The sequence below is a fragment of the Thiocapsa marina 5811 genome (assembly GCF_000223985.1).
Classification (GTDB): domain Bacteria; phylum Pseudomonadota; class Gammaproteobacteria; order Chromatiales; family Chromatiaceae; genus Thiocapsa; species Thiocapsa marina.
The window spans coordinates 297,938-319,905 of record NZ_AFWV01000006.1; the positions used below are offsets into that span (position 1 = coordinate 297,938).

General features: G+C 55.7%; 19 protein-coding genes. 5 read left to right on the forward strand and 14 right to left on the reverse strand.

Annotated elements, in window-relative coordinates:
• Positions 1 to 83: 83 nt before the first annotated feature.
• The 3 genes from THIMADRAFT_RS10810 (at position 84) to THIMADRAFT_RS10820 (ending at position 1,321) form a co-directional block, all read left to right on the forward strand.
• Complete coding sequence (locus THIMADRAFT_RS10810; protein WP_007193068.1) at positions 84 to 272, forward strand: hypothetical protein; 189 nt, start codon at positions 84 to 86, stop codon at positions 270 to 272.
• 25 nt (positions 273 to 297) lie between these two features.
• Positions 298 to 498 (forward strand): hypothetical protein, encoded by a 201-nt coding sequence (locus THIMADRAFT_RS27095; protein ID WP_040730902.1) that lies wholly within the window; start codon positions 298 to 300, stop codon positions 496 to 498.
• A gap of 538 nt (positions 499 to 1,036) precedes the next feature.
• Positions 1,037 to 1,321: a hypothetical protein gene (locus THIMADRAFT_RS10820; protein WP_139052792.1), complete on the forward strand. Its 285-nt coding sequence runs from the start codon at positions 1,037 to 1,039 to the stop codon at positions 1,319 to 1,321.
• A 305-nt stretch (positions 1,322 to 1,626) separates the two neighbouring features.
• On the opposite strand, the gene THIMADRAFT_RS10825 is transcribed toward THIMADRAFT_RS10820, so the two are convergent.
• From THIMADRAFT_RS10825 to THIMADRAFT_RS10835, 3 genes are all read right to left on the reverse strand, one after another.
• The gene (locus tag THIMADRAFT_RS10825; RefSeq protein WP_007193070.1) at positions 1,627 to 2,088 is read right to left on the reverse strand and encodes a hypothetical protein; all 462 of its coding nucleotides are present in this window, start codon (positions 2,086 to 2,088) and stop codon (positions 1,627 to 1,629) included.
• A gap of 237 nt (positions 2,089 to 2,325) precedes the next feature.
• Positions 2,326 to 2,514, reverse strand: a complete 189-nt coding sequence (locus tag THIMADRAFT_RS10830; protein ID WP_007193071.1) for a hypothetical protein — start codon at positions 2,512 to 2,514, stop codon at positions 2,326 to 2,328.
• Positions 2,515 to 2,620: 106 nt separating this feature from the next.
• Entirely contained in the window at positions 2,621 to 3,205 is a 585-nt protein-coding gene (locus tag THIMADRAFT_RS10835) for a hypothetical protein (RefSeq protein WP_007193072.1), read from the reverse strand.
• A gap of 365 nt (positions 3,206 to 3,570) precedes the next feature.
• Here THIMADRAFT_RS10835 and THIMADRAFT_RS10840 point away from each other — a divergent pair, with 365 nt between their 5' ends.
• A complete protein-coding gene (locus tag THIMADRAFT_RS10840) occupies positions 3,571 to 4,101 on the forward strand; it encodes a hypothetical protein (protein ID WP_007193073.1) in 531 nt (176 codons plus the stop codon).
• A gap of 1,083 nt (positions 4,102 to 5,184) precedes the next feature.
• Here the strand turns inward: THIMADRAFT_RS10840 and THIMADRAFT_RS10845 are convergent.
• The gene (locus tag THIMADRAFT_RS10845) at positions 5,185 to 5,415 is read right to left on the reverse strand and encodes a hypothetical protein (protein WP_007193075.1); all 231 of its coding nucleotides are present in this window, start codon (positions 5,413 to 5,415) and stop codon (positions 5,185 to 5,187) included.
• 570 nt (positions 5,416 to 5,985) lie between these two features.
• Here THIMADRAFT_RS10845 and THIMADRAFT_RS28575 point away from each other — a divergent pair.
• On the forward strand, positions 5,986 to 6,186 hold the full coding sequence (locus tag THIMADRAFT_RS28575; RefSeq protein WP_007193076.1) for a helix-turn-helix transcriptional regulator: 201 nt from the start codon (positions 5,986 to 5,988) through the stop codon (positions 6,184 to 6,186).
• 235 nt (positions 6,187 to 6,421) lie between these two features.
• Here the strand turns inward: THIMADRAFT_RS28575 and THIMADRAFT_RS10850 are convergent, their stop codons facing one another.
• From THIMADRAFT_RS10850 to THIMADRAFT_RS10895, 10 genes are all read right to left on the reverse strand, one after another.
• Positions 6,422 to 6,823 carry a hypothetical protein gene (locus tag THIMADRAFT_RS10850; RefSeq protein WP_050799551.1) on the reverse strand — a complete coding sequence of 134 codons (402 nt, stop codon included), beginning with the start codon at positions 6,821 to 6,823 and terminating at the stop codon, positions 6,422 to 6,424.
• A 340-nt stretch (positions 6,824 to 7,163) separates the two neighbouring features.
• Positions 7,164 to 8,405: an IS4 family transposase gene (locus THIMADRAFT_RS10855; RefSeq protein ID WP_007193077.1), complete on the reverse strand. Its 1,242-nt coding sequence runs from the start codon at positions 8,403 to 8,405 to the stop codon at positions 7,164 to 7,166.
• A 244-nt stretch (positions 8,406 to 8,649) separates the two neighbouring features.
• Positions 8,650 to 9,234, reverse strand: a complete 585-nt coding sequence (locus THIMADRAFT_RS27100; RefSeq protein ID WP_007193078.1) for a hypothetical protein — start codon at positions 9,232 to 9,234, stop codon at positions 8,650 to 8,652.
• 798 nt (positions 9,235 to 10,032) lie between these two features.
• The gene (locus THIMADRAFT_RS10865; RefSeq protein ID WP_007193079.1) at positions 10,033 to 10,773 is read right to left on the reverse strand and encodes a hypothetical protein; all 741 of its coding nucleotides are present in this window, start codon (positions 10,771 to 10,773) and stop codon (positions 10,033 to 10,035) included.
• Positions 10,774 to 12,347: 1,574 nt separating this feature from the next.
• Positions 12,348 to 14,057, reverse strand: coding sequence for a hypothetical protein (locus THIMADRAFT_RS10870; RefSeq protein WP_139052794.1), 1,710 nt, complete (start codon positions 14,055 to 14,057; stop codon positions 12,348 to 12,350).
• Between the two features lie 47 nt (positions 14,058 to 14,104).
• Positions 14,105 to 17,224 (reverse strand): SNF2-related protein, encoded by a 3,120-nt coding sequence (locus THIMADRAFT_RS10875; RefSeq protein WP_007193081.1) that lies wholly within the window; start codon positions 17,222 to 17,224, stop codon positions 14,105 to 14,107.
• A gap of 1,191 nt (positions 17,225 to 18,415) precedes the next feature.
• Positions 18,416 to 20,518 (reverse strand): hypothetical protein, encoded by a 2,103-nt coding sequence (locus THIMADRAFT_RS10880; protein ID WP_007193082.1) that lies wholly within the window; start codon positions 20,516 to 20,518, stop codon positions 18,416 to 18,418.
• A gap of 167 nt (positions 20,519 to 20,685) precedes the next feature.
• Entirely contained in the window at positions 20,686 to 21,009 is a 324-nt protein-coding gene (locus tag THIMADRAFT_RS10885) for a hypothetical protein (RefSeq protein WP_007193083.1), read from the reverse strand.
• Between the two features lie 229 nt (positions 21,010 to 21,238).
• Positions 21,239 to 21,481, reverse strand: coding sequence for a hypothetical protein (locus THIMADRAFT_RS10890; protein WP_007193084.1), 243 nt, complete (start codon positions 21,479 to 21,481; stop codon positions 21,239 to 21,241).
• Positions 21,478 to 21,768, reverse strand: a complete 291-nt coding sequence (locus THIMADRAFT_RS10895) for a hypothetical protein (protein WP_139052795.1) — start codon at positions 21,766 to 21,768, stop codon at positions 21,478 to 21,480. The genes THIMADRAFT_RS10890 and THIMADRAFT_RS10895 overlap by 4 nt, the downstream gene beginning before the upstream one ends.
• Positions 21,769 to 21,968 lie beyond the last annotated feature (200 nt).

Here is a 21,968-nt window from a genome sequence, read left to right on the forward strand (position 1 = left end):
GCAACACCCCAGGGGGGCACCTAATAAACCAAAACAACCCAGGCTACGAGGGTTCTTTAGGTTCTTTAGGTGCCTCGCCCGGCATGTTCAAAAGAATCAGCGAGCCCGATCGCCCATCTTGGCGCTGGCTGATCCAACACGCCGATGGATCATGGAAAGATCACACCGTCACCCCGCACGCGACCCGAGCCGAGATGAAAGCCGTCTACCCGGATGCCGTCGCGCTCGATGCGCTGTTCAATCTCACCCCGGCGATGGAGGCATCAGCATGACCACCGAAGACCCAAATCCTTCTCGATGCGAGACGCGAACACGCCGCCGCCGACGACCAAGAACGGCGAGATCTACAGGCGACGGTTTCAGTCGGAGGAGTCGACCTTCGGCGGGTTCTGGCTCTGGTTTCTGCTCGGTTCCGGCTGGCTCGCCTTCGCCTGGCCCTGCTGGCTGCGCCGCTCCCGCGCCCGCGAGAGTAAATCCGCGCGGTTCGCCTTCACTTGAGCCAGGATCTCCTTCGCCCGCACCATCGCTTCCTGTTCCGTCAAGGTATGCCTCCAGGCTTCCCATGTGGACATCGACGGCCTCGTCGAGCGCCGCCTCCAGTGTCGCCATAAACGACACGCCCTCTACGCCTTTCGTCCAGGCTTGGATCGTCTGCTCGAGCGCCTCGCACTGCCGTCATCGGCGAGGTAGCATTGCCCGCAACCACCGACACCCGGCGCCCCGACGGCAGCAGCGTATCCGATCGATTCGGTGCTCGGGAACCGCAAACGATCGAAGGATTGGGCATATTGCTCGACAACCGACAACCGACAACCGTGACAACCGTGACAACCGCCCGCCCCGCGTAAGGCCCGGTGATCTTCGCCTCTTTCGACTGCCCGAGTCACCCTGGTGCGCTGACATTGCCGGCCCATGCTGTAATGTCAGCAAGACCGACAGCGCAAGGTCGCCGCATCGTCACCGTCCCGCAGCGAGGCATGGGGGCACGACGGCGACGATCTCGGTTTTTGACAACACCCCAATGGCAGAGCACACCATGAACCACCTCCCGCTCGCAATGACCCTCGGACTGATTTTCGGCCCCGCCATTGCTTCCGAACCATGGTTTCCGGGTGCTCCCGGAATCGGTCAAGGCGCACGGACAGAATCGACAGAGTTCGGCGGCACGACGACCACGACCGGTACGATCGACGGGCAAAGGCTTCGTGCGGAAACGACAACCTTCGGCGGCACGACGACCACCACCGGTACGTTCGGCGGCCAGCAATTTACGTGCGAGGAGTTCGAGTTCGGAGGAACCGTGACGCGGAAGTGCCGGTGAATCGCGCGACCCGACGTCGGCTCCGGAGGCGGTCGACGCCCTTAATCCACTCAAGTTGCCCTACGCGGGCAAAGCATCCAGATCGCTGCGGACTCAAGACCTAAGTATCCACGAGGCGTACACTTAACCCTGTCACCCACAAATGGCGCTCTGCTATTCCCGGAAAAAGCGCCCTTTCCTGCGCAGTTTGCAGCGATGAAGCTCAAAGTCAGGTTGGGCACATCGATGAATGCCTACCAAAGGGCGGGCGTGAAGGGGTAGAGCGCCATTACGGATGAAGATCGGAAGACGACTCGCGTTGTTCATCAGGCCAGCCCCACCATGCGCTCGGCGTTGTCCTGCAGGATCTCACCGAGCTCGGCGCCGGCCTCCTCGTCGGTCATCGACCCGCCGGCCATCTCCTGGGCGGCGGCGATGCACTGCGCGGCCAGCGAACGAAAGTACCCCTCGCCCGGATCGTCGTCCCGGCCGATCTCCTCGGGGTACCAGTAGCGCAACCGCGCCCCGAGACGATGCCGCTCCTGCCACGGGGCGATGCGGTAATGCCGATTGCGCCCCATGATAATGTCGCCGTACTCGCGCGCCAGCGCCTCGATCTTGGGCAGCACCACATCCGCGCCCTCGCGCCCATGCAGGTACTCGTCGTAGGCCGCCATCACCCGATGCACGTATCCCTCGAGCAAGGTCCGCAACGCGACCACGCTGCCGAGATAGAGCTTGTCGTCATCCGGGAAATCGACCGTCAGGTTCCCGTCGGTGCTGGTCATCCGCGCCTTATAGCGTGCTCCGATTAAGCGCCTAGCCGGGGCCGGCCTACGGCGAATCATGGAGATTACCACCAAGGAGAACACGAATACGCTTCGGGTCGGCAACAAGAACGAAAGATCGCGCGTCTTCGGCAGGTTCCGGAAAAATCAGAACCAGCGGCCATTTTGCTTCGGACCGGGCGGCCACTTTCGTCGGGATACACACCCTACCAGCGATCGGATATCCCTATCCGAGCGTCAGGAGGGTTGCTGCGCGATCTCGGAGAGGTGTTCCGATGCCTCCCAAGCCGCGCACAACATACGCTTGATCACCGCTACCGCGCCGTACAGCGTCCCGTCTGCTGCAACGGCTGGATGCTCGGAAAGAAGATCGAGAAGACACGCGATCTCGGGAAATACGACTTCGTTCAAGTCTTCAGTGGCCATATCGTCACCTCGCTTAATGTGGCTCGATCATTCCACCGATAGCCGGGCGCGTCAAATAGCGCCCCGACGCTGAGTTCTATAGCCAAAGATCCAGAATTGACCAGCATCAGTACCCAACGTTATACCCGCAGCCGGTGCCGGTCGGGATCATGTTTCCGGGGCAGCCGTAAATGTTCGGCGTGCTGAGGTAGCGCTGCATCTGGCGCTCAGCCTGCCGCACCAGCTCCGGGTTATCCCTTTCCCACTGTCGCGCTCTCTCGCTTGCTTGCGCCTCAGACGCACTCTCCGGGGTAAAACCCTTCTCTCTCCACTGACTTGCATCCGCAAGTGAAAACCCGCCTTTTCGCCAGGAGACAGCCTGATCGAACGTAAACCCGTTTCTTATCCACTCTCGCGCGCTGTCGTTTCCAGATTCCTCCGTTAGGCTGAAACCGCCCCCGAGCAATACAGCCCCCTCGTATGGGCCAAAGCCCGTATCCTTTGTTTTCGCGCAGAGTTCTGCATCAATCCCTTCGACAAGACAGGTGAATGCATCGCTGTCGGATAGATTCTTGGCTCTGTAAGTATCCATCTCAGCTTTAGAAAATCCGCTCGGATCTTTCGTGGCGCCGAGCGTCGTACAGCCCGAGCACAGCAGAAGCAAAGATGCACCCCCCAACAGCCACAACGCCCTCGCATAAATTTCGTTCATATATGACCCTCACGCCGCCCGGAAAACAATCAGCGAAGGATTGAAGATCCAATCCACAGAAAATTGACACAGGAAAGACTTGAAAGCATCCATCTAAATCCGCTTCGCCTACCTAGACCACGACCCGAGTCCCAAGAACCAGGCCCGACCGCTGTTATGGATAGGCGCAAGCGAGACGATGATACCGGCCAGCGATCCGTCTGTCGCGCCCTGCCGGACGCGCACTGTGTTCGCTGCCGACCCCAAACCGCAAGGCGGTCGCCCCCGCTTCCGGGGAGAAGCCGGCGAATCTCACCTGATGCCCCTTGTTTTTCGGCGTTACAGTGACAGAATGGGACCACCTAGATTGTTACAGTGACGCGAACATGACCGACTCGACGACCCCGAAGACGACGAGCGCCCAACGCCAAGCGGCTCTTCGCAGGCGTGCGAGCGAGCTGGCCTATGGGCTCGATGACAGCGAAATCGGCAAGGCCGCCGACAGCACACTCTTCGAGGCGATTCCCCAAGCCTTCCGGCTCAAACAGTCCGTGGCCATCGAGAGCATCGCCGCCGAACTGGTGCGCCGCTTGCGTGCTCGATCCGTTACTGTGACGACCCCCGAGGCGCCAGAGGTTACAGTGACGATTCCCGAGCCGCCGCCCGTTACCGTGACGGAGCCACAGCCGAAGCGCGTCACAGTAACGAGCCAAACGGATCAGGCCACCGTCGGGCTGCATGGCGTCACTGTAACGAAGCGAGGCTATCCGCCAGCCGTCAAGCAAATGGCAATCGGGATGCTGGACGCGGGCGCATCGTCGCGGGATGTCTGCGAGGCGATCCAGGCGGCACACGGCAAGGCGCCCGATGTCTCGAATCTGGCCCGGCTGGCCCGAGGATGGCGCGAGACGCTGTAGCAGCCCCGTGGAGCCGCCGCCGAGGGCGACCGCACCAACCCACAGAAAAGGCGTGCCGAGGGCGTGGCGGGCCGGTCTGGACGCCCGAGGGCGACCCCATCATCCCAGACGGGAGGTCGCACTGCTCCGGGGAGCTGACCGTCGGTAAACCCCCTCGCGATTCAACTGCCGAAGGGGGATTTGCCGCTCCGTGTGGCGCCCCAGACGGATGATCGCCCCAGGTTCGCGGAGAAGCCCGTAGAACCCGCAAGGGTCGCGCGACGTGACCCCAAAGCCGACTGCGCGTCGGTTTCCCCTCGGTTCAAGCGAGGGTCCGCAGACTGTGCGTATCCTTCCGCCCGGACCCCGAAATAAGCTACCTTCACCGGGTACCAGACACTCAAAGCGGGGTAGATATGGGGGTATACGAGAAAACGGATCATAAAAAACCTATTCAAAACATAGCCATGCGCGACGAGTTCGGTAGACCTCGGCTCCACCAATAAAATTGATTTTCTTCATTATTTACAGCGCCTTACAATGCGCTTATCTCTTTCGATCCCCCAATTGGTCCCCCACCTGAACAGGGAAGTTCGCGATCGCGGGAGGACATCCGCGAACGGTTAGCGTGGCGACTCCGCAAATTTCACCCCTCCCTAAGACGCAACACTCTCGTTCCCGCCCATGATTGTCGGCGTTAGGTGCCGGCATCCGACAGTCCAAAACAGTGTTTCGAGCACCGCGCCTCGGATGCTCGAAGGTGGGCCGGAAGATCCGAGCATGGAACTGCCTAGAATCCGCGTCTGTTCTGCGCTCACTGCTGCACAAGAACCGAATCCCCCTGCGCCGAAATCGAGGCTAGAGACCGGCGATTCTAACCCTGACCTCGCCTGCCCAGTCTGCAAGTCGATCGACGCGATCCGAGCGTCGTCAGACCACATCTCCTCGCATATCAGACATCTCGAAACCCTTCGAGAAACCTCACAACCGACGTGATATCCGTTGGGAAAAAAGCGCGAAGGAAACCGTCACGTAAAAGACCCCTCCTTGCGGAGGGGGTCAAAAATACACATCCAACCAACGAGGTTTGTTGTCAGTGTTCGCCTAATCGTCAGTGACGATATATGAAAACATTCCGTCATCACCCAACCCATCGTCGGATTCAGGTTCCAAATGTGAGTCGTTGCCGATCACGACGGGCATGTCACGGTGGGCACGATAGTGCAGCATCATGTTGTAAAGGAACTCGACGTCGGTATAAAACAACCGACCACTGCCGTCACGCAAAACAACTCTTTTACCGCTGAAATATTGAAAGTAATAAACCGTGGTCACACCGGGCTCGGGTATCGGGAGTTTTGAAAGTCTATTAGTCGAAACTGTAGAATGATGAAACATGACATGATTTTCTTTGAGTGAAGTAAGGAAGAAACGGCTTCTGATAAATGAAGATGAGTAAAGCTCGTCGTCGTGACTCTTCGCCGCTCGGATTCTATTGTAGCCAGACGATCATCACGCGAACGCCGCAGCCTGTCAATACTCGACAATGACCGTGGCAGCGGTACTGCTTCTCTTGTCGCACTAAGCGATCATGCGTGCAGCCTGCCCTATAGCACTTAGGTGCCCTCCCCGAGAAGGCCCCTACCGCCGTTTGACCACACTCCTCCGAGAATCGCGATCGCTCGACGGTTGCCTTCTGCGTTCGCCTGGACTATTGTGAACGCCAAGCTCGGAGGGTCCGAGTCCGTCGCTCTTCATATCCAGACAGGCGACACCACCACTACGCTGAAGATCGATCTCCCCTGCTCTTACTCTTACACTTTACTAAGTCAAACTTACTCGCTCGCTACACTTACTCTTCTAATTTCGCATCGTTCCAACGCGTATTCTTGTTTAAGAGTACACATGGCAAATAATACGCAGAATCCGACAAGTCATCGTCTGTTACGTTTAAAGCAGGTCCTGGAAATAACAGGTCTCGGCAAGACAAAAATATACAGCCTGATCAAACTGAATCAGTTCCCTGCCCCGAAGAAAATCGGCCGTATATCCGCTTGGCTGAACACCGATATCGATGACTGGGTAACTGGCTGTAGCTCGAAATAACAGTCCAACAAAAAATCAATGGGTGCAGCTCGATCAACGTGCGCACCCATTGATAGGAGACTCAGAAAACGTCCACATCAAAAATCGAACCAAGGACATCGACACCAGTAGATGCCTTAGGAAGCGACCGGCAGACTCTATGAACGGATCGCTGACTGCCCAGGATCAACAATTGGTTGGTCACTTCCGCGCCGAATGTATTCCATTGTCGAAAACGTTATACCCCACTAAATTTTTATTTTTTGAATCTGGCTACTTCTTCTCTGTTCTTCTGACCGATATATCGAATGGTCTTCTCGCGATCAATCTTTCGTTCTTCATCAGTTCTTTTATCCTCCCAGGGTTCATCATCATCTGAATCTTCAAAGTTGAAATTCACAAAAACAAAGTCAGAACCTTTTCGAGTGATGGTCACTTCTGAATCTGACTTAACAAGTGGCGATGTTCTGGAAAGCGTCTCCACCTCTTCATCACTCAGACCAGAAATATCTGCGGCACTAAAAATAAAGCTTTCCGCCCTATAACTACACCACGCCCATTTCTGGTACATGAGATCGTAGCCGTCGAGAGCACCCTCCACCTGAAACAAGATGACGGTATCGCTTTCGGTAGGGATATTGTCAAACTTTGCAGACATATGTATTTTTTCTCCGCACTGACCGCTAAATCGAAGGGCAGATATGTAAGTGCAATTACTCAATCAGTGATTTCATTTTCATCACCTCGAAAATAGAACCAGAATTGGTGATCAGTATCCGTTTCGGACCAGGCTCAGCCAATCAGTCCAGAACTCACGTTGCACTGATCTCGGAAGCGGGAGTCACTTGTCCAGCCGGCATTCGTTTTGGCTATTAACCGATAATAAAGCCAACTCGACGAGTGGATCGATCAAGTAGCCGACGCCCTGCATTGAAGGTTCCTACTTCGTCACGTTCCCGAACATGGTGTTTGCCCCCCCAATGCCATTAAGTTAAGCCCTAGCGGCAGCGCTTGTAGTTGGGATGGAAGCGTTTTGGCGTCGTGGACTTGATGTGACGCGGGAACGACCGATCGGGCCGGATCGCCTCCACCTCCAGGGCCATGGCGCAGAGGAGCCGTTCAAGGAGGTCGGGCGGTGGCTCCGCAGAGAGCAGGCGCACGACGTTGTCCTTCATTTTCGACAGTGCGTTGGCGAAGTTGACCTGATAGCCGCGTCGGCGCTCCTGATACAGGCGCGTGGTCATCCATTGCGCCACCCACACCAGGATCGCCGTCAGGTTGAGCGTCAAGATCTTGGCGAGGACGTCCTGCTTGAGCGCGTGCACCGTGCGCCCGGAGAAGTTTTCCACCTCGACCCGGGATTTTTCCGTTTTGTACCCCTCCTCAATGCCCCAGCGCAGATGGTACAAGTGCTTGAACAGCGGCGTGGGGAATGCCTCCTCGTCGAGCAGCGAGGTGATCAGGAACTCCTCCTCCCCGCCCTTCAGGCGCACCCGAATCAGGCGCAGCCGCAGCGCCTCGGTCGGCAAGCCAAAGGCTTGGCATTGGCGACGCGCTTCATCGCAAGGCGTCAGCTCAATCACGGCGCTGTGCGCGTCACCGGCGGCAAACGCCTGCACCTCGGTGCAGAAGGCGCGCGGCACACGGACACAGAAGTGGCGTTGCTCGACGGCATGGGAGGCAAACAGCCAGAACGCCGGATAGCCGCGATCGTAGAGCAGCAGATCATCAACCCGTGTCGCCGGCAGATACTCGCCGGCCAAAATGCGCTCGCCGAGGCTCAACGGCTCGATGTCCGCCGCCACGACCAGGCGATTGAGCACGTCGTACAGCCGCGAGAAACGCGCCTGCGGTGTCACCTCCCCGGTTTGCCCGAACGCCTCCACGATCGCCGGCTCCTTGGGCAGCAGAAACGTCGACCCGTCCACCGCCAACAGCCGAAAACCGTGCCAGCGGCGCATCGGCAGCGTGCGCATCGCCTCGTTCACCAACACCTCACTGAGTTCGCTGAACGCCTCGGGACGCAGCTTGGCGCGGGCTTGGGTCAGCGCCGACTTGGAGACACTGTCGGCCAGCGGTTGCTCGCAGACGACCTCGAAGAAGCGGTCCAATTCGTCCTGGTTGGCACCTTTGCGTAAGTTCAGCAAAAACCTCACCAGTTGCGGCAGCGGCAGCTTACGATCGCGCGTGAACGCGTTCTCACCGACCCGGTGGCGCTCCAGAAAGTCCGACGATGCCAAAGTATTGCTTATAGCCCTATAGATCGAAGAAAATCACCGTTATGTGTGCGATTTCAGTGGGGGTGAAGTCGGTCGCCTTGGGTTTGAGTACCATTTGGGTGCCCTCGCATCGGGTTGTGAATACAGAACTATTCTAACATTGTCAGATAGTTATGATTCAAAAAATGCTAACTTAACGACATTGGGTGTTTGCCCCCCTCCCGCATGCCCTATGGAGTCGGGACAGGGTAGGTTTAACCCTCGCTCAGGAAAAACGCGTGAAATGTCCTACCAGCGCGGCCTCGGGCAAGCACTCCAGCGCACGACCCTCCAGGTCATAGCGAATGGCCTCGTCGGGACTGAAGTTGATCACGAACCCTTCGATCCGACCGTAGCCAGGCAAATCGGGCGGATCGGGCAACATCCGCATCGCCTGGTCCACGAAGGTAGCAGGGCTAGAACCCGGCACAAAGAACCCCTGCATCTTGACGTACGCCCGAGCGAGAGCGGCCTGTCGCGCCCAGTACCGGGTCCGGGGCGTCGTGACCCAAATCAAATGCGGACTGAAAACCGCGCGATAGGCTTCATCCCACTCGGCGGAAAGTTGATCGCGCGTCGCCTGGAATGCCTCTTCGACCACATCCGGCTCAACCTCCAGCGCTTGGGCGAGCGGAGCATGAAAAAACGCCGTGTGACTCAGGTCACCGTGTTTGATGTCTTCCAGACGGCGGACGCCCTTGCTGAGGTTGCGGGAACCCATACGCCGGATCACATCGGAGCGCGACAGCCCCAGCGCTGCACGGCGCTCCTCGATCAGGCAATGCAGTGGATAGCTCGTCGGCTTAGGCATAGAGACCTCTTAACGTTGTGCAGTGCGACGTGCGGCCCCCAGGATCGAACCGTGCGAGAACCGTTAGCGTTAGTCTGTCACGCGAGTGCGACAATGCGTGTCGCGCTTTCGCGACTGTCCGGATTACATCGAGAGGCATACCTGAGAAAAACCACCAGCAAGCTTCCCCCGAAGCATCGCCATCCAGAAACGAGAGACACATGGTGCGGTAAAGGTTGTTCTCCAAAATGCCTTACGGATATGAAAGACGAGAGATTCCTGTTCTCATTTGAGCCACCAAATCAGCTTCCAGAAAACGAGATTCGGATTACTATGCTTTAGGCCCCGCCTTTTATGTTCCAAATACAAAGCTCGATTTTGGCCAAATAGAGAACTGTTTTATACTTCCCGAGCAATTCATACTGCCTCTGCGGGAGCGCAACCTTTGAGTCTACTCCGAAGAAGTGGTTCAGAGTGACGACTCACCAGCGACGAAGTCCCGACGCACCTGCTCGCAGCCGTAGTTGGTGTATCGTTTTGGTAACGATTGTGTAACAGACACTCAAGACTCAACGAGTTGTATTCGCTCAAAATCGTTACTCGTTACTCGTAACTCGTTCACGTGCAATTGACTTTCCGTTTCCGGGTTAGGTGGTCCCCTCGCTGCGATCGCCCGACAACGGCAATTTTTGACACAACGAAAAGACAGGCGAAACGGCTTCGTGGCCATCAACAATATAATAGTCTAGGCCCACGACATTTACATGGCGACAAGACTTCCTCGATCTCTCGCTAGAGCGTTCTCGGCCGTTAACGAAATCACCTCCGAGCCTCTGCGCCTCCGGCCGTTTCGCAATTGCGCTGGTAGTCTCGGTAGCACAACAATTTCTCTGCCCAATAATTCTGATTCGGACGCTGCCTAAAAGGATCGTCCACAGCCTCATCAGTCATTTCCAGACCCAATTCGGCTTTCATCAGTTGGAGTATATCGACGAAGGAAACCATATCTGCCGCTGCTCTCAATCCATCGTGAGACGGAAAATAGCGCGCCAAGAGCTGTGGATCCATCTCGGTACTGCTTGGGTCAAGCCCGAAAACTTCCAGCTCAAGAATAAATTTGCAGAGCTGCTCGCCAAGGTCTTCTCCAGGCGGCGTATTAGCGTCATAACGTACGAAGAGCGTAATTGTAAGGGCAAGCTCCTCTAGTCGACCGAGTTCATCCGCGTCCAGCCTTCCATCCAACGCACTTCTTGTGTAGCAAGCGATGAACTCCCGGAAGAGTTCGAGTTTACGCTCGAAGATATGCGTCTTGTTCGTGGCAGCCGCCTCTTGCGCCTGCTCGATCGTTCCCTGCCGTTTGATCAGAAGCATCGTGATCAGAACGGTCAGAATCGTACCGAGCAAAGCAGCCAATATTTCTGTGGCCAGCGGGTCGATATTAGCGTCGAAGAATGTCTTGAAAAAGACAAAAACGGCAATTGCCAAGAGCATGATACTCAGTGCCATCAGCAAATCGTCACGGTGACGGATAATCCACTTGTAGGGCACGGCAACCATCATATCCATAACTCCCTTTGCCAGACGGTTCTTTAAAAGAACCCATATCCTATCTATCGGCGATTGGCTTGTTCCGCCTGAGCAGCCGATAAATATCACGCCAAAGTCCAACTGCTACCCCACACCGAAGGGTTGGGACTGCAAGTGCCGCTTCGAGTCATGCGGTGACCAAAGGCTACCGAGGGCTGAATGGTTGGTCAAGAACTCTCCACCTGGCTAACGAGTCTTGCACACACGACCGGAGTGGGCTTCGAGACGACGTGCAGACTAAGGGCGTCACATAGGGCAGCTGAACGATCTACTAGGGCAAGTTAAGCTTCGGAGAGGCGCTGCACTGGAAGAGGCGGGCCTAGACTCGCGAACGGCGCCCCCGTCGGGAGGACCTCGGGAAGTCCAAGGCGGAGATCTTAGTGATGCAGAGGGTGATTTCTCAATTTGCCCGGCGAGGCGTATTGCGACCGTCGATGATCGAAGAGCCTACGGCAGTTGGGGACTTTCTAGACCTTACTAACACCCCTTGGGCGGTGCCAAGAGGTGGAACAATTAGCGGTTGCAGATGTGAGAGAACTGCGGGCATTCATGTCGAGCTGTTTGAAGCAGCAGTGTTGTCACTGACTGTACTCAACATGAAGCTCAAAAATTAATCGGCGCTGAACGCCAAGTGCCAACTGAGCAAAGAAGGCATCGCCACCTGTGCCGATCCTCGGCGTCTGCGCCAGATCATTGACACACGACTGAGAAACCAACCACCTGCATCCAAGATCTAAGGATATCGACGAATGTCGATGCCGCCGTTAAATTCGTGCTGATCGGAGAACCAGACCCCGTTTCTTGAAACCCCTCCCGCTATATGTAAATACGAGCTTGTACAGCTAGACGGATCGTTTGCGTAAGGGTCTGTCAGGAAGGTCTCGGCAGAGCCTGGGGGTGTTCCAACCGGCCCGTGGGGTTAATGCTTGTTTTTTAGATCCGAACCCAGCGAACGCCCACGAACGCTCCGTTGTAGATCGTGTAGAGGGTGTACATGTTTCCGGGATCTATCACAGGCCCGAGAAAAAAACTTTCTTGGAAAGCTCCTGATCAGGCTATGCCAACGACTCAAGGATCATCGACTCCTCGAACCCAGGCAAGTCACCTACGCTGAGAGACCTGTCGAGATGATCTAGTCTCGTCAGAGACTCGATCAGACCAGAAGACTCTGACTCCATGATCTTAAATAGACTTCGTTCAAGCTAGAGACTCTAAGAACCTGATCATACAAGAGACTTAATCAGACCTAGAAACTCTAGGAGACTGATCTTACCTGAGATTTCTTCTAACAATCCGATACGCCCATGCCTCAGGCTTCGCTCGGTCCGACGCCCCTTGCTCGCGATTTATTCTTCTTCGCGGGCCAGGGGAAGGTCGGTCAAACCAGTGCACGCAGTACACCATGTACACTGCCCCGCCATTCCGTCGACTCCGGGGCAAGGGCCGCGCTCACGAAGACCACTACCGGCGACCACACCCCCAGGAGACCTGCAACGTCTAGGCCGGTGTGAGGATCGACTCCCTCTCTGTGCATTCAACGTCCGCACTTAGCAGTAATCCTTGTCGGCGTAGTTGTCTCGCCACGTCATGGTCGGCGGAATGCGCAATTTAGGCTCCGGAATCGCTTTTACAATCTTTCCTACTTCAAGAAAACTCAATCCGTAGGCCACTGTCAGCCGATCATAATCGTCACGTTTAAGGCCAGGAGCTTCAAGTCCACTAGGAAGCTCAATCCTGTGAGGTTTCAGACCGAACCAGGATAAGTTGGCATCTGCGCGCAGCCGATCGCGGAGGTGATCGTAAAACAACATACGCGTTCCACCCCCACAGTAGAAGGTTGGAATATCCTTCAATAGTTGACCTTCCAACAAACCCGTCTGCCAAGCCTTCATATATGTATTCGTCGACACTTGATTTAAGACCGTGCCGAAGAAGACTCTATCTGGAGTATTCCGAGTATCGTTAAAATCGACCTCTATACCCTGGAAATATCCTGTGTAGCAGTCAGGAATAGCCAATTCCCGATCCGTTGGAAACTTGAGATCATCCCAACACGACACGAGCCCTCTGCATTTAGCATTTGCCTGCAATGCTTCCTGCCACCAATTGATGCGATGACGGTGTAGATTCATCACTCCATTTGGCTCTACAGCCGAGGTAAAGAACTCAAAATCCCATTTTCCACCACGTGCGGGATTCACACGAAACAATGATGAGTCGACGGTACCAGCGCCCACATCCATGATGAGATAGAGGTTACGGGCTTTGCGGTCGAATCGGTTCGAATTCACAAACCCGTAAATCTGTGCTGCGATCTCCGGTACCACATCGACATCGATATCCTCATGCTCGGTCATCTGCTCGGGACCCGCCAGAAGCGCCTCGTGACGCTCCTCGGCACGGCGAATGCTAGGCCGCGTGATCGGACCTGTGCTGCCGGCGACTAACCAGGCGATTCGAGCTAATTTCTCGAAAATGGGCGAAAGCTGCTCATCAAGCCGATGCGCCACCGGCAGACCAATCCGAAGCTTCCAGAAAATGTGGGTGTCATGGTATTTGTCCCGATGCTCCCGTAATAGCCAGTTCCGGGCATGCCGAATCACGAAGGCCAGGAATGCAATGACTGGTTCCTGAAACGTCCTTTCGGTCGGGTTGGCTACAAGGGCGAGCTTTAAGTCACGATACACCTGGCTACCTTGGTGTAAGGAATACAGCTCGTCGGTCCGATACAAGCAACAGGGAAGCAGGTACCGTGCAATGCCCGTACCGGTCGTGAACGGGACGGCAAACGCATAGCCCAAAGCCGAGTCGCCGATGACGACTTTCACGCTTGATGTGCCGAAATCCAGCCCCACGACGATCTCACGCTCGTCGTGGGTCGTCTGCCCATGACATTGCGTGCCATGCTCTTCAAAAAGACTCGAATCGAGCAGATCGGTCCGGTGACGAGACTGTGACTCAAAGGCAAGCTTTGGTCTATTTGTCACCGCTAAACGATAGGTCCCTGCTCCCGGTGTAGGTCGTGGCAGCGTGTTCTTGTGTGAGGCGCAGCGCGTCGGCGTGCTGATTGTAGTCGGTTTTTTTGGTGTTTGTTGATTGGTCGTGGTCGTATTTTTACTGGATGGCAAGACCTTTCTGAGATTGTCTCGATAGCGAACCATGTCTTCCTTGGTCTTTAAAGTCGGTCCCGATCCGTTGGAGACGCCTGATAGCTGCCTTGGCTGGCCTTTGCTTTTCTCGTCTTGCGCCTTGCGCATAGCTTCCTTTATTGAACTTACCATCGCTCCATCCCCCGAGAATCAATTCAAAACACTTTTATCACTCCACCGGAAACCAAACTATCCTGAGACGTGATCTGCTCCTTGAGACGCAATTCCTGGATCTTCGATTCGATACGTTGCTGTAGCTTGTTCAGTTGACCGTTCAAGGCAGGGATAATGCGCCGTTGCCGATCCGTTCCAAACTGCTGGTACTCGGATATCCGGGTATTGAGCACCCGGCGCTTCTGGTCGAGATGGTGCTGCAAGGTGTTGACCATCAGATTAACCCGGTCGCGGTTCTCGCGCGCCTGCGCCTGGCTGAACCTCTGGAAACGCGCTTCCAGCTCGGTTCGGCACGCATCAAGCAAATCGGCAGAGCGGGCATGATCGAGGCTGCTCGTCGCACCTAGCCAATCCTTGCCTTCCAGACCGGCGATATTCACCAGGCGCTCGGCCTGCTCGCCGTCGATCCACACTCCCCCGGAGAGCCCTTGTACCAAATACTCTAGCCGCTCGATCTCGCGCGCGCCGGAGACGGTCCAACGGGCAACGGCATAGATATAGACTCCGGCGTGGATTGAACCGAGGATCTGCGCCGGCAGTTCCACGGCTGATACTGGGCAATACAACGGACCGCTTCCGGCGAGCTTCAAACGCTCGTTGACGAACCGCACCAACGGATGATCCTGGGTAATGCGTTCCACCCCATGCGCAGTGCGACCGAGACGGTTCTCAAACAACAGCCGCGGGGGCGGAGTCGCCAAGATGCGCGTGCCCCCCAACTGATGAGCGGTCAGAAACTCGGCGAAGGCGACCCTTGCCTCGGTCGAGAACTCGAGTGTTTGCTCCAAAGGACACGCATCGCCTGTAAGCAGACGGGTGCCCGGATAGTCCCGTTCCAAAAAATCGCGGACATAGGCCAGCAGATCTTCGCCGCGCAAATAGCGCCCGAGTTCGCGCGCGGCGCGTACCTTGTTCTGGATGAAATCGCCGTGCGCGATGAGCCGGGTGGATTCCTCCTCAAGTTCCTCCTGTAGGCGGTTGGTCGTTTCGACCGCAAGGCGTGTTTGCTCGATGCGCGCGATTTCCTGCTCGGGCGTCAGTTTGTGTGACAGAAGCTCGTAGGTCAGCTTGCGGATCTCATCGCCGAGCATTGCCTCCAGACTGCCCAGGGCGTGCCTGAAGACATCCAGGCGCTCAAGCAAACGCGTGTAAATTCGATCGTCGATGGTTTCAGCGTAAATGAAGTTCCAGATCAGGATGCGCTCCGCAGCCTGGCCGATGCGGTCGATACGCCCGATGCGTTGCTCAATGCGTGCCGGGTTCCACGGCAGATCGTAGTTGATCAGTAGGCTAGAGAACTGAAGGTCCACGCCCTCTGCGGCGACTTCAGACGAGAGCAGAAGGTTCGGCCCTTCGGGTGCGGCGAAGTGACGCAATGCCCCCTGTTTGTCCATACCTCCGTGCAGAACGACCGACAGGATCCCGTCAGCGGCGAGCCGCTTGGCTAAGTAGTGCAGGGTATTGCGGTAGAAGGAGAAAAGGATGATCTTTTGATCCGGATAGGTTTCCCAATAGCGGCGAATGTTGGCCAGCAGCTCAGCATATTTCGTGTCGTCTGCCCGTAGCGCCCGATCATCTCCGACCCGGCGTGCAATCCCGACCAGCGTCAGCAGCAGCGGCCCTAGATTGGGTCTTTGGGCAGGCTCGTCCGCATCGCCGAAGAGCTCGAAGACCGCCTCCTCCAACTCATCGTCGTCGAGGTCACCGGCCCGAGCGATCCAACCCTGGCAGGCCGCGGCGATGCAGCTCGACATCTGCCGCTGAGGAATCGTCAACATGAACCCCTCGGAAACTGCGAATCGGGCGCAGAAATCGCGCACCGCTTCGGTCACCTGGAGGTAGAACTCGCGCTCGGTCGGTGTCATCTCCACGCGGATGGTGACCGGGCTGCGCTGTACCCGCATCTCCTGCACATCACGCTTCAGCGTCCGCGTCACCACTTTCGCCAACGGATTGACTCGGTCGAGCTGCTCACTGATCTCCGCCCGTCCGTGCGGTGACGACAAGTCCTTGTCGCCTGGCGGATGCCGGAGAAGGTGGTCGAGTTGCTCGTTGTCGCCGAAAATGCGCTGTTGAATCGCCTCCTTCAATGCCTCCACGAAGTCCGCCTGGGTGACCTCGCCGTTCAGGATCCGGTCACGCAAGGCCACCACGGGTGCGTTGGCACGCAAGGTCTCCTCGAAGGAGTTCTCGTAGGGAAACGCATCCTCATCGATGAGGTGCAGCAGATTGAACAGATCACGGCTGCGCAGTTGAATCGGGGTCGCCGTCAGCATGACCAAGTTGTGAGTGACCGGCCGCAGCAGACGAGCGAAGCGATGAGCCAGGGTCTCGGCATTGCGCAGATAGTGAGCTTCGTCGACAACCACCAAGTCGAGCAAGGCGTCGTCTAACATGGCATCCGCAAGGAATCGCGCTAGCTGCGCGGCGGGTGCTTGGGACGGCTCCGCGTGATCGTCCGGGCTCCAGTCCCGCGGGGGACGTATGCCCTGGATGCTGGCGATCAGGGCGAACTTTTGATGGGGGCGGCGCTTCAGTGACGCCAAACGATCCAAGAGGACCGCCGCATTGACGATCTCGGCCTGAACACCGAAACGACCGATCAGCTCTTCCTGCCATTTCTCCCGCAGCATCGATGGACAGACGATCAGCAGGCGTTGCGCATCGACGCGCGCACGCAGCTCGGTCCAGATCAGCCCGGCTTCAATGGTCTTGCCAAGTCCCACCTCGTCGGCGATCAGGATTCCGTTGCAAGGCGAATCCAGAAATTGCAGCACTGGCTTGAACTGATACGCCAGGAACTGGGTATTGGTGGTGTTGAGGCTGTAGATCAGGTTGGCCAGTCGACCGCTGAGCCGATAATAGGTGATCGCGCCGCGAAGGTCGGAAACCCGACCATAGCGGCCGGCCTGCATCATGGCGTAAGCCCCGGTTGCCGCCGCCGTGACCTTCTCCAGTGAACCCTGAAGGATGAACTGCTCGTCGCCGTCGCGGAAGTGGACCAAGACCCGCGTCCGATGAGGTGGCCCATCGGTTTCGTTGCCCAGGATCCCGATCCGTCCGGGGTTTGCCTTCAGCCTGACTTTGTCACCTGGCCGCATCGAAAAAAAGTCCATTATTCAACACGTAACGCAATTTTTTCTAACGAAAAAGGGCGTCAAAAACGTGCTCGAAAACGTCCATTCGAACCGGGCCGAAAGGCTGCCCAGCACAGTCTACGATGAGATACGCGTCTTACTAAAAAACGATTACGAATCCAAACACCTTGATATGACTCCGATCAACCTCGTCCGATTCGCACTGAGTGCCGGTCAGCCCATCTGCTCGACGCAATCGATCCGCGCGTGCCACCCAAACACAAGGATACCGCGCCATGGAAGGAGGACCTTGTTCCCCGACAAAGGGCAACAGTCCACGAACTGGGGAGGTTCTACGACAATATCATCAGTCAGTCTGTGATCGAAGTCACAGATTGGACCATTTCTCAGCATCGCCACGGATGATGGTCTCAACCCTTTCCAATGGCACTGGTACCACGCCGTTGCTGGCCAGCCCCGACAGCTTAGGATCTTCCTTACCGTGCCGCCCGCGAATCCAGCGAACGACCGCGGACGATCAGTGTAGAGCGTGCACTATTTTAGGCGAGGTACCCGAGACCCGAGAAAAAAATTTCTTGGCAGACTCCTGATCAGGCTATGTCTCAGGTTACCTGCCCTCAGAAACCTTTGAAGACCAACAAGCCTCTTCAGAGTATCTATCGGATCAAGAGGTTCTGAACCCAGCATCTCTCTATGAGACTCCATCTACCCATGTCTAAGGATAAAATGTCACCCTAGCTATCCTATGGCACAAGGCCCTCAGGGTTCGGACGGTTCCTGAACCGTCCCATGCCCTGTGCTCGGGATCTATTTTTTTCCAGGCCAGCCTAGCTGGGGCAAACCAGTGCACGGTCTACACGCTCTACACTGCCCTGCCCTGCCCTGCCCTGCGGCCGCACCAATGCCCATAGCTGAACCTGCGCACCCTGCCTACGGTCATCAGTAGCCTAGGGCGGAACCTGCCCTGCCCTGCCCTGCGATCATCAGTGCCCCACGGCGAACCTGCGTGCCGTTAGATCGACGCAAAAAACAAAACTCCACCCACGACTTATGATTGCTCATGGGTCATGGATGGAGTTCTGCTGTTGGTGCCGCTCGTATCACCAACCCCGGCAGGACATTTTACAGTCATACCGAGGCTGGTCATCCTACTTAAATATACATATTGCGACGCCGAATACCAAGTGCTTCACACTATAAAACCTCCGGCTCGATCGGAGCGCTGTCATCAAGGTATCGTAGTGTCGCCGGATAGCCCGCGTTCGTCCGTTGCATACCAATACGAGCCTCAATACCAATCCGGGCTAAGCTCGGAGATAGTCGTCGGATCGCATCGGCAAATGCCCGAGCGCTTGTCGGCCAGTTGGCATCGTCGCTGGATCGAAACTTTCGCAGAGCGCAAAGCAGGCTCTTGATGTTCACCGGATTACCAGGACTGTATACCAAGCCTTCAGGATGTGCCTTCAGGAACGCCAGGATCGCGTTACCCACTGCATGACTTTCCACGGCTCGTGCGGCAACGTCAACCCGAAGACTGTTGAAGTCTTCAAGAAACTCTCCTGCTGCTCGACCATTGGCCTGATACACCGCTTCGCCGGTGTAGGCGTAATTACCCATACGGGGCAGCTTTTCAGGATCGATTATGATCTGAGGTTCCACTTTCAACACCGCGACAAATTCGGACAACAGTGCCCCGAAAATCGCTGCATGGTTCTGGGCAAAATCACGCATGACATCACTCTCTGTTCTGCGCTTTTGCAAGCGGGGACAGATGATCGAGATCGATCGGTCCGCAAGATCGGATGCCGTGATTGCAGCACTGATGCCGTTGATGATGACAGGGTTCTTCACGGGCAGCAGGAACTCGTCGGCATTGGTGTACAACTGCCTTCCTGCGTATCCACCACCGGTCACAATAGTGCAGAGCGCATCTTGAGTCTCGGGCGATAGCCAAGAGACGTTCTCCAGACAGATGACATGGCTGTTGGCTGCTATGCTATAGAGGTCCTGTATTGACCGTGGACAGGGGGTCAGCCCACCTTCTTTGGGATCGACAGAGTTCCGAATACACGTCGTCGTCATCGTTTTCCCCGAGCCTTCCTCGCCAACAAACTCAATCACTGGGCACGCACTATCAACCCGGAAGGATTGTATCATCCATGCTATGACGATGAGTCGATACTTCTCGGGTACATTGACTGCCTCCCAAAGTGCATCTAACGAACTTGATGCCGCCGGAAACGGCAATGCACGCATCATCCGACCGCTTCGCAGAAGATGTACATCGTCCAAAACGACCGGCTTATACCCTTCGGCCGAAACTTCGATGGACGTGCATGCGGCATCACCCAAATTGACCAGGTAACGCTTTTCGGGTACGAGGCACAGCACGCGCGTTCCGACCACTTTCTGAGTTCCACGGCGTAGAGCGTAGGCTTTGAGAGTCGTGATTACTTGGCTGATGGTGGCCTCGGGGACGCATCGCTCGAACCGATCGAAGATTTCGCCGATCAGCCAAGTCCGAAAGTCAGTCGAACCGAGCTTCCACGTCTGTCTGTAACCGTCGATCACCGTTGCGATATACGTATCGGTATTCTTGTCGTGAAACAGCTCAGACTCCTTCCGAATCATATCGATAATGGCTTCGGCTGACAGGTCATGTTCCGCCGACGTTGACTTTTGCGTACCCAACTCCTTTTCGAACGGCCCGATTTGGAATCCCTTGACTGCCTTTATTTTTGCCCGAAATTGCGCATAGTCTCGCGGCGACTCGTTACGAATGATTCTCCATGCATCCATCACGTCGTAAGGTGCGCCAATATCATCGACTGCTAGCTCCACTGACTTGGCGACTCGAGAAATGGCTTGCGGAAGACGACTCACCTGTGTGTCAATCGGCGTAGTCCCGGATTGAGCGTCATATGGCGCTTCATAGTCCTTACCGGCATCGTCAATCGCGCTATGAGGCTTCTCCATTACCGGCACCAAAGCCGTTGGCTGAGAATACTGCGGTCCGTCAGGGGTCTCGACTTTATCCGTCTCAATAGTCGTGGTTATTACAGCAGTCTCCGTGACCTTCTGGCCATTACCAAAGTCAATGTTCGGGATCCAGATTTCATCCATGCTCGAAGGCGCGTCATCCGGAATGTCGCCCGTTTCAATATCCGGTTCAATGCCATCGAAGGCACCGAAAGACTCAGCCTCGTCTTGACGAACGTCGCGGTCTGATCCATCATCGGATAAGCCCTCCAAAGGGCGTCCGAACGGACTATCGCTATCAAAAATACTCTCGTTCATATCGGTACGTCTCGCTTTAAGAAAAGATGAGTGCACCTCGGCCGGTGCACTCTAATTTATCCAAACTACAGACCTTCAACTATAAGGGTATCCGCCAACTCAAAATTAATAGTCGCGCTTCTGTCGAGCCGAGTAGAGGCGGATGTCTCTACTCGGCTCATGGAACACTAACGCATATCCGTATCAGCTACGCTCTCTGTCCAAGACGAATCAAAAAGTTCAGCATGAGGCATAACCGAACCAAACGATTGGTCGATGTGCAAAGGCAGAGTAAGATGCAAATCCACAATATCGGGCCGTTCGTCGATCCAAATATGCTCGTCGGTGTCGCTCTTCCAAATCATCATTCCACTCAGAATGAGTTGGTCACAAACGGCGTCCATAAACCCTTTTCCGACTACCGGGTCTTTGGTGAGTGCTGTTATCAATTGGTCCATTCCAGCAAAGTTTTCGAGTTCAATAGTCACGCGATTAACGGGATACTTCCACATAGATTTCTCCGACTTTAATATATTAAGCTGAAGTTTCCGGATTCCGAGAATCCTCTGCGGCCTGGCGCTGGGAGGTCGAGGCGTTTCGGTGGGGTTTGCCGCAATCTACGCAAACCCCCTCAAAATACCCCCCACCCCTGCCGCCACAGCCCGGCAAAAGGCGGAAACTTTAGTATATTAAGATCACGCAAAAACATTCAGATTACGAATTAAGTCACCACCTCCTAGATCATACCGATGTATCGCAAAAGAAACGCATTCTCAGATTTACGTCAATGATGTGTGGAGCACGATCGTGGAAGCGTGTTGTTTGCGCATCGACGTATCCGAGTTCAAACAATTGTAAATCGATAGCTCTTTCCAGAATTGCCTTCATCTCGGGCTCTCGAAAGATCCGACTCTTCAACGCATCGATCTCTTCGGTCGAATCCTCCAGTTTTAACGAGACGCGCTTTGGCTCAAGGCTGATCATGGCGCCACCTCACTTTTAATCGGCGCATAGATAATCGCCAAAATGTCCGCATCGAGGCTATTCTCATCGACGGTTTTCTGCTCCGGAAGCAACGCCACCATACGACTGCGTAACTTCTTCGCTGATTCGATATCACCTGTTGCTTCCAATCTTTCGAGTTCACGTTCGCTGGCGGCACGCGAACGCCGAACAGCCGCGTAGACCATTGCGGGCGTGACCTTTTTACCACCTTCTCTCGATGCGTTCAGCGTGTCGGCAATTGTGACCGCCTTATGCTTCGCCCACATCTGAATGCACATCGCAATTTGTAACGATTCACTAACAAGTAAGGCATTTTACCTCAGCCATCTTGTATGAAAAGTGCGTTAGCGACTTGAAAAAGAATCGACGTGCTGCGAGCATCGCTCCCGATGATCCGAACGGGAGTGGTTGCCGCATGAACGAATTTCCGGGCTACGGCGCAGCGCACGAGGAGACGATGCGGATG

Bases quoted from the DNA above. Each gene is read 5' to 3' on its own strand.
- THIMADRAFT_RS10810 (WP_007193068.1), top strand. From the start codon at position 84: ATGTTCAAAAGAATCAGCGAGCCCGATCGCCCATCTTGGCGCTGGCTG.
- THIMADRAFT_RS27095 (WP_040730902.1), top strand. From the start codon at position 298: ATGCGAGACGCGAACACGCCGCCGCCGACGACCAAGAACGGCGAGATC.
- THIMADRAFT_RS10820 (WP_139052792.1), top strand. From the start codon at position 1,037: ATGAACCACCTCCCGCTCGCAATGACCCTCGGACTGATTTTCGGCCCC.
- THIMADRAFT_RS10825 (WP_007193070.1), bottom strand. From the start codon at position 2,088: ATGACCAGCACCGACGGGAACCTGACGGTCGATTTCCCGGATGACGAC.
- THIMADRAFT_RS10830 (WP_007193071.1), bottom strand. From the start codon at position 2,514: ATGGCCACTGAAGACTTGAACGAAGTCGTATTTCCCGAGATCGCGTGT.
- THIMADRAFT_RS10835 (WP_007193072.1), bottom strand. From the start codon at position 3,205: ATGAACGAAATTTATGCGAGGGCGTTGTGGCTGTTGGGGGGTGCATCT.
- THIMADRAFT_RS10840 (WP_007193073.1), top strand. From the start codon at position 3,571: ATGACCGACTCGACGACCCCGAAGACGACGAGCGCCCAACGCCAAGCG.
- THIMADRAFT_RS28575 (WP_007193076.1), top strand. From the start codon at position 5,986: ATGGCAAATAATACGCAGAATCCGACAAGTCATCGTCTGTTACGTTTA.
- THIMADRAFT_RS10850 (WP_050799551.1), bottom strand. From the start codon at position 6,823: ATGTCTGCAAAGTTTGACAATATCCCTACCGAAAGCGATACCGTCATC.
- THIMADRAFT_RS27100 (WP_007193078.1), bottom strand. From the start codon at position 9,234: ATGCCTAAGCCGACGAGCTATCCACTGCATTGCCTGATCGAGGAGCGC.
- THIMADRAFT_RS10865 (WP_007193079.1), bottom strand. From the start codon at position 10,773: ATGATGGTTGCCGTGCCCTACAAGTGGATTATCCGTCACCGTGACGAT.
- THIMADRAFT_RS10870 (WP_139052794.1), bottom strand. From the start codon at position 14,057: ATGCGCAAGGCGCAAGACGAGAAAAGCAAAGGCCAGCCAAGGCAGCTA.
- THIMADRAFT_RS10875 (WP_007193081.1), bottom strand. From the start codon at position 17,224: ATGCGGCCAGGTGACAAAGTCAGGCTGAAGGCAAACCCCGGACGGATC.
- THIMADRAFT_RS10880 (WP_007193082.1), bottom strand. From the start codon at position 20,518: ATGAACGAGAGTATTTTTGATAGCGATAGTCCGTTCGGACGCCCTTTG.
- THIMADRAFT_RS10885 (WP_007193083.1), bottom strand. From the start codon at position 21,009: ATGTGGAAGTATCCCGTTAATCGCGTGACTATTGAACTCGAAAACTTT.
- THIMADRAFT_RS10890 (WP_007193084.1), bottom strand. From the start codon at position 21,481: ATGATCAGCCTTGAGCCAAAGCGCGTCTCGTTAAAACTGGAGGATTCG.
- THIMADRAFT_RS10895 (WP_139052795.1), bottom strand. From the start codon at position 21,768: ATGTGGGCGAAGCATAAGGCGGTCACAATTGCCGACACGCTGAACGCA.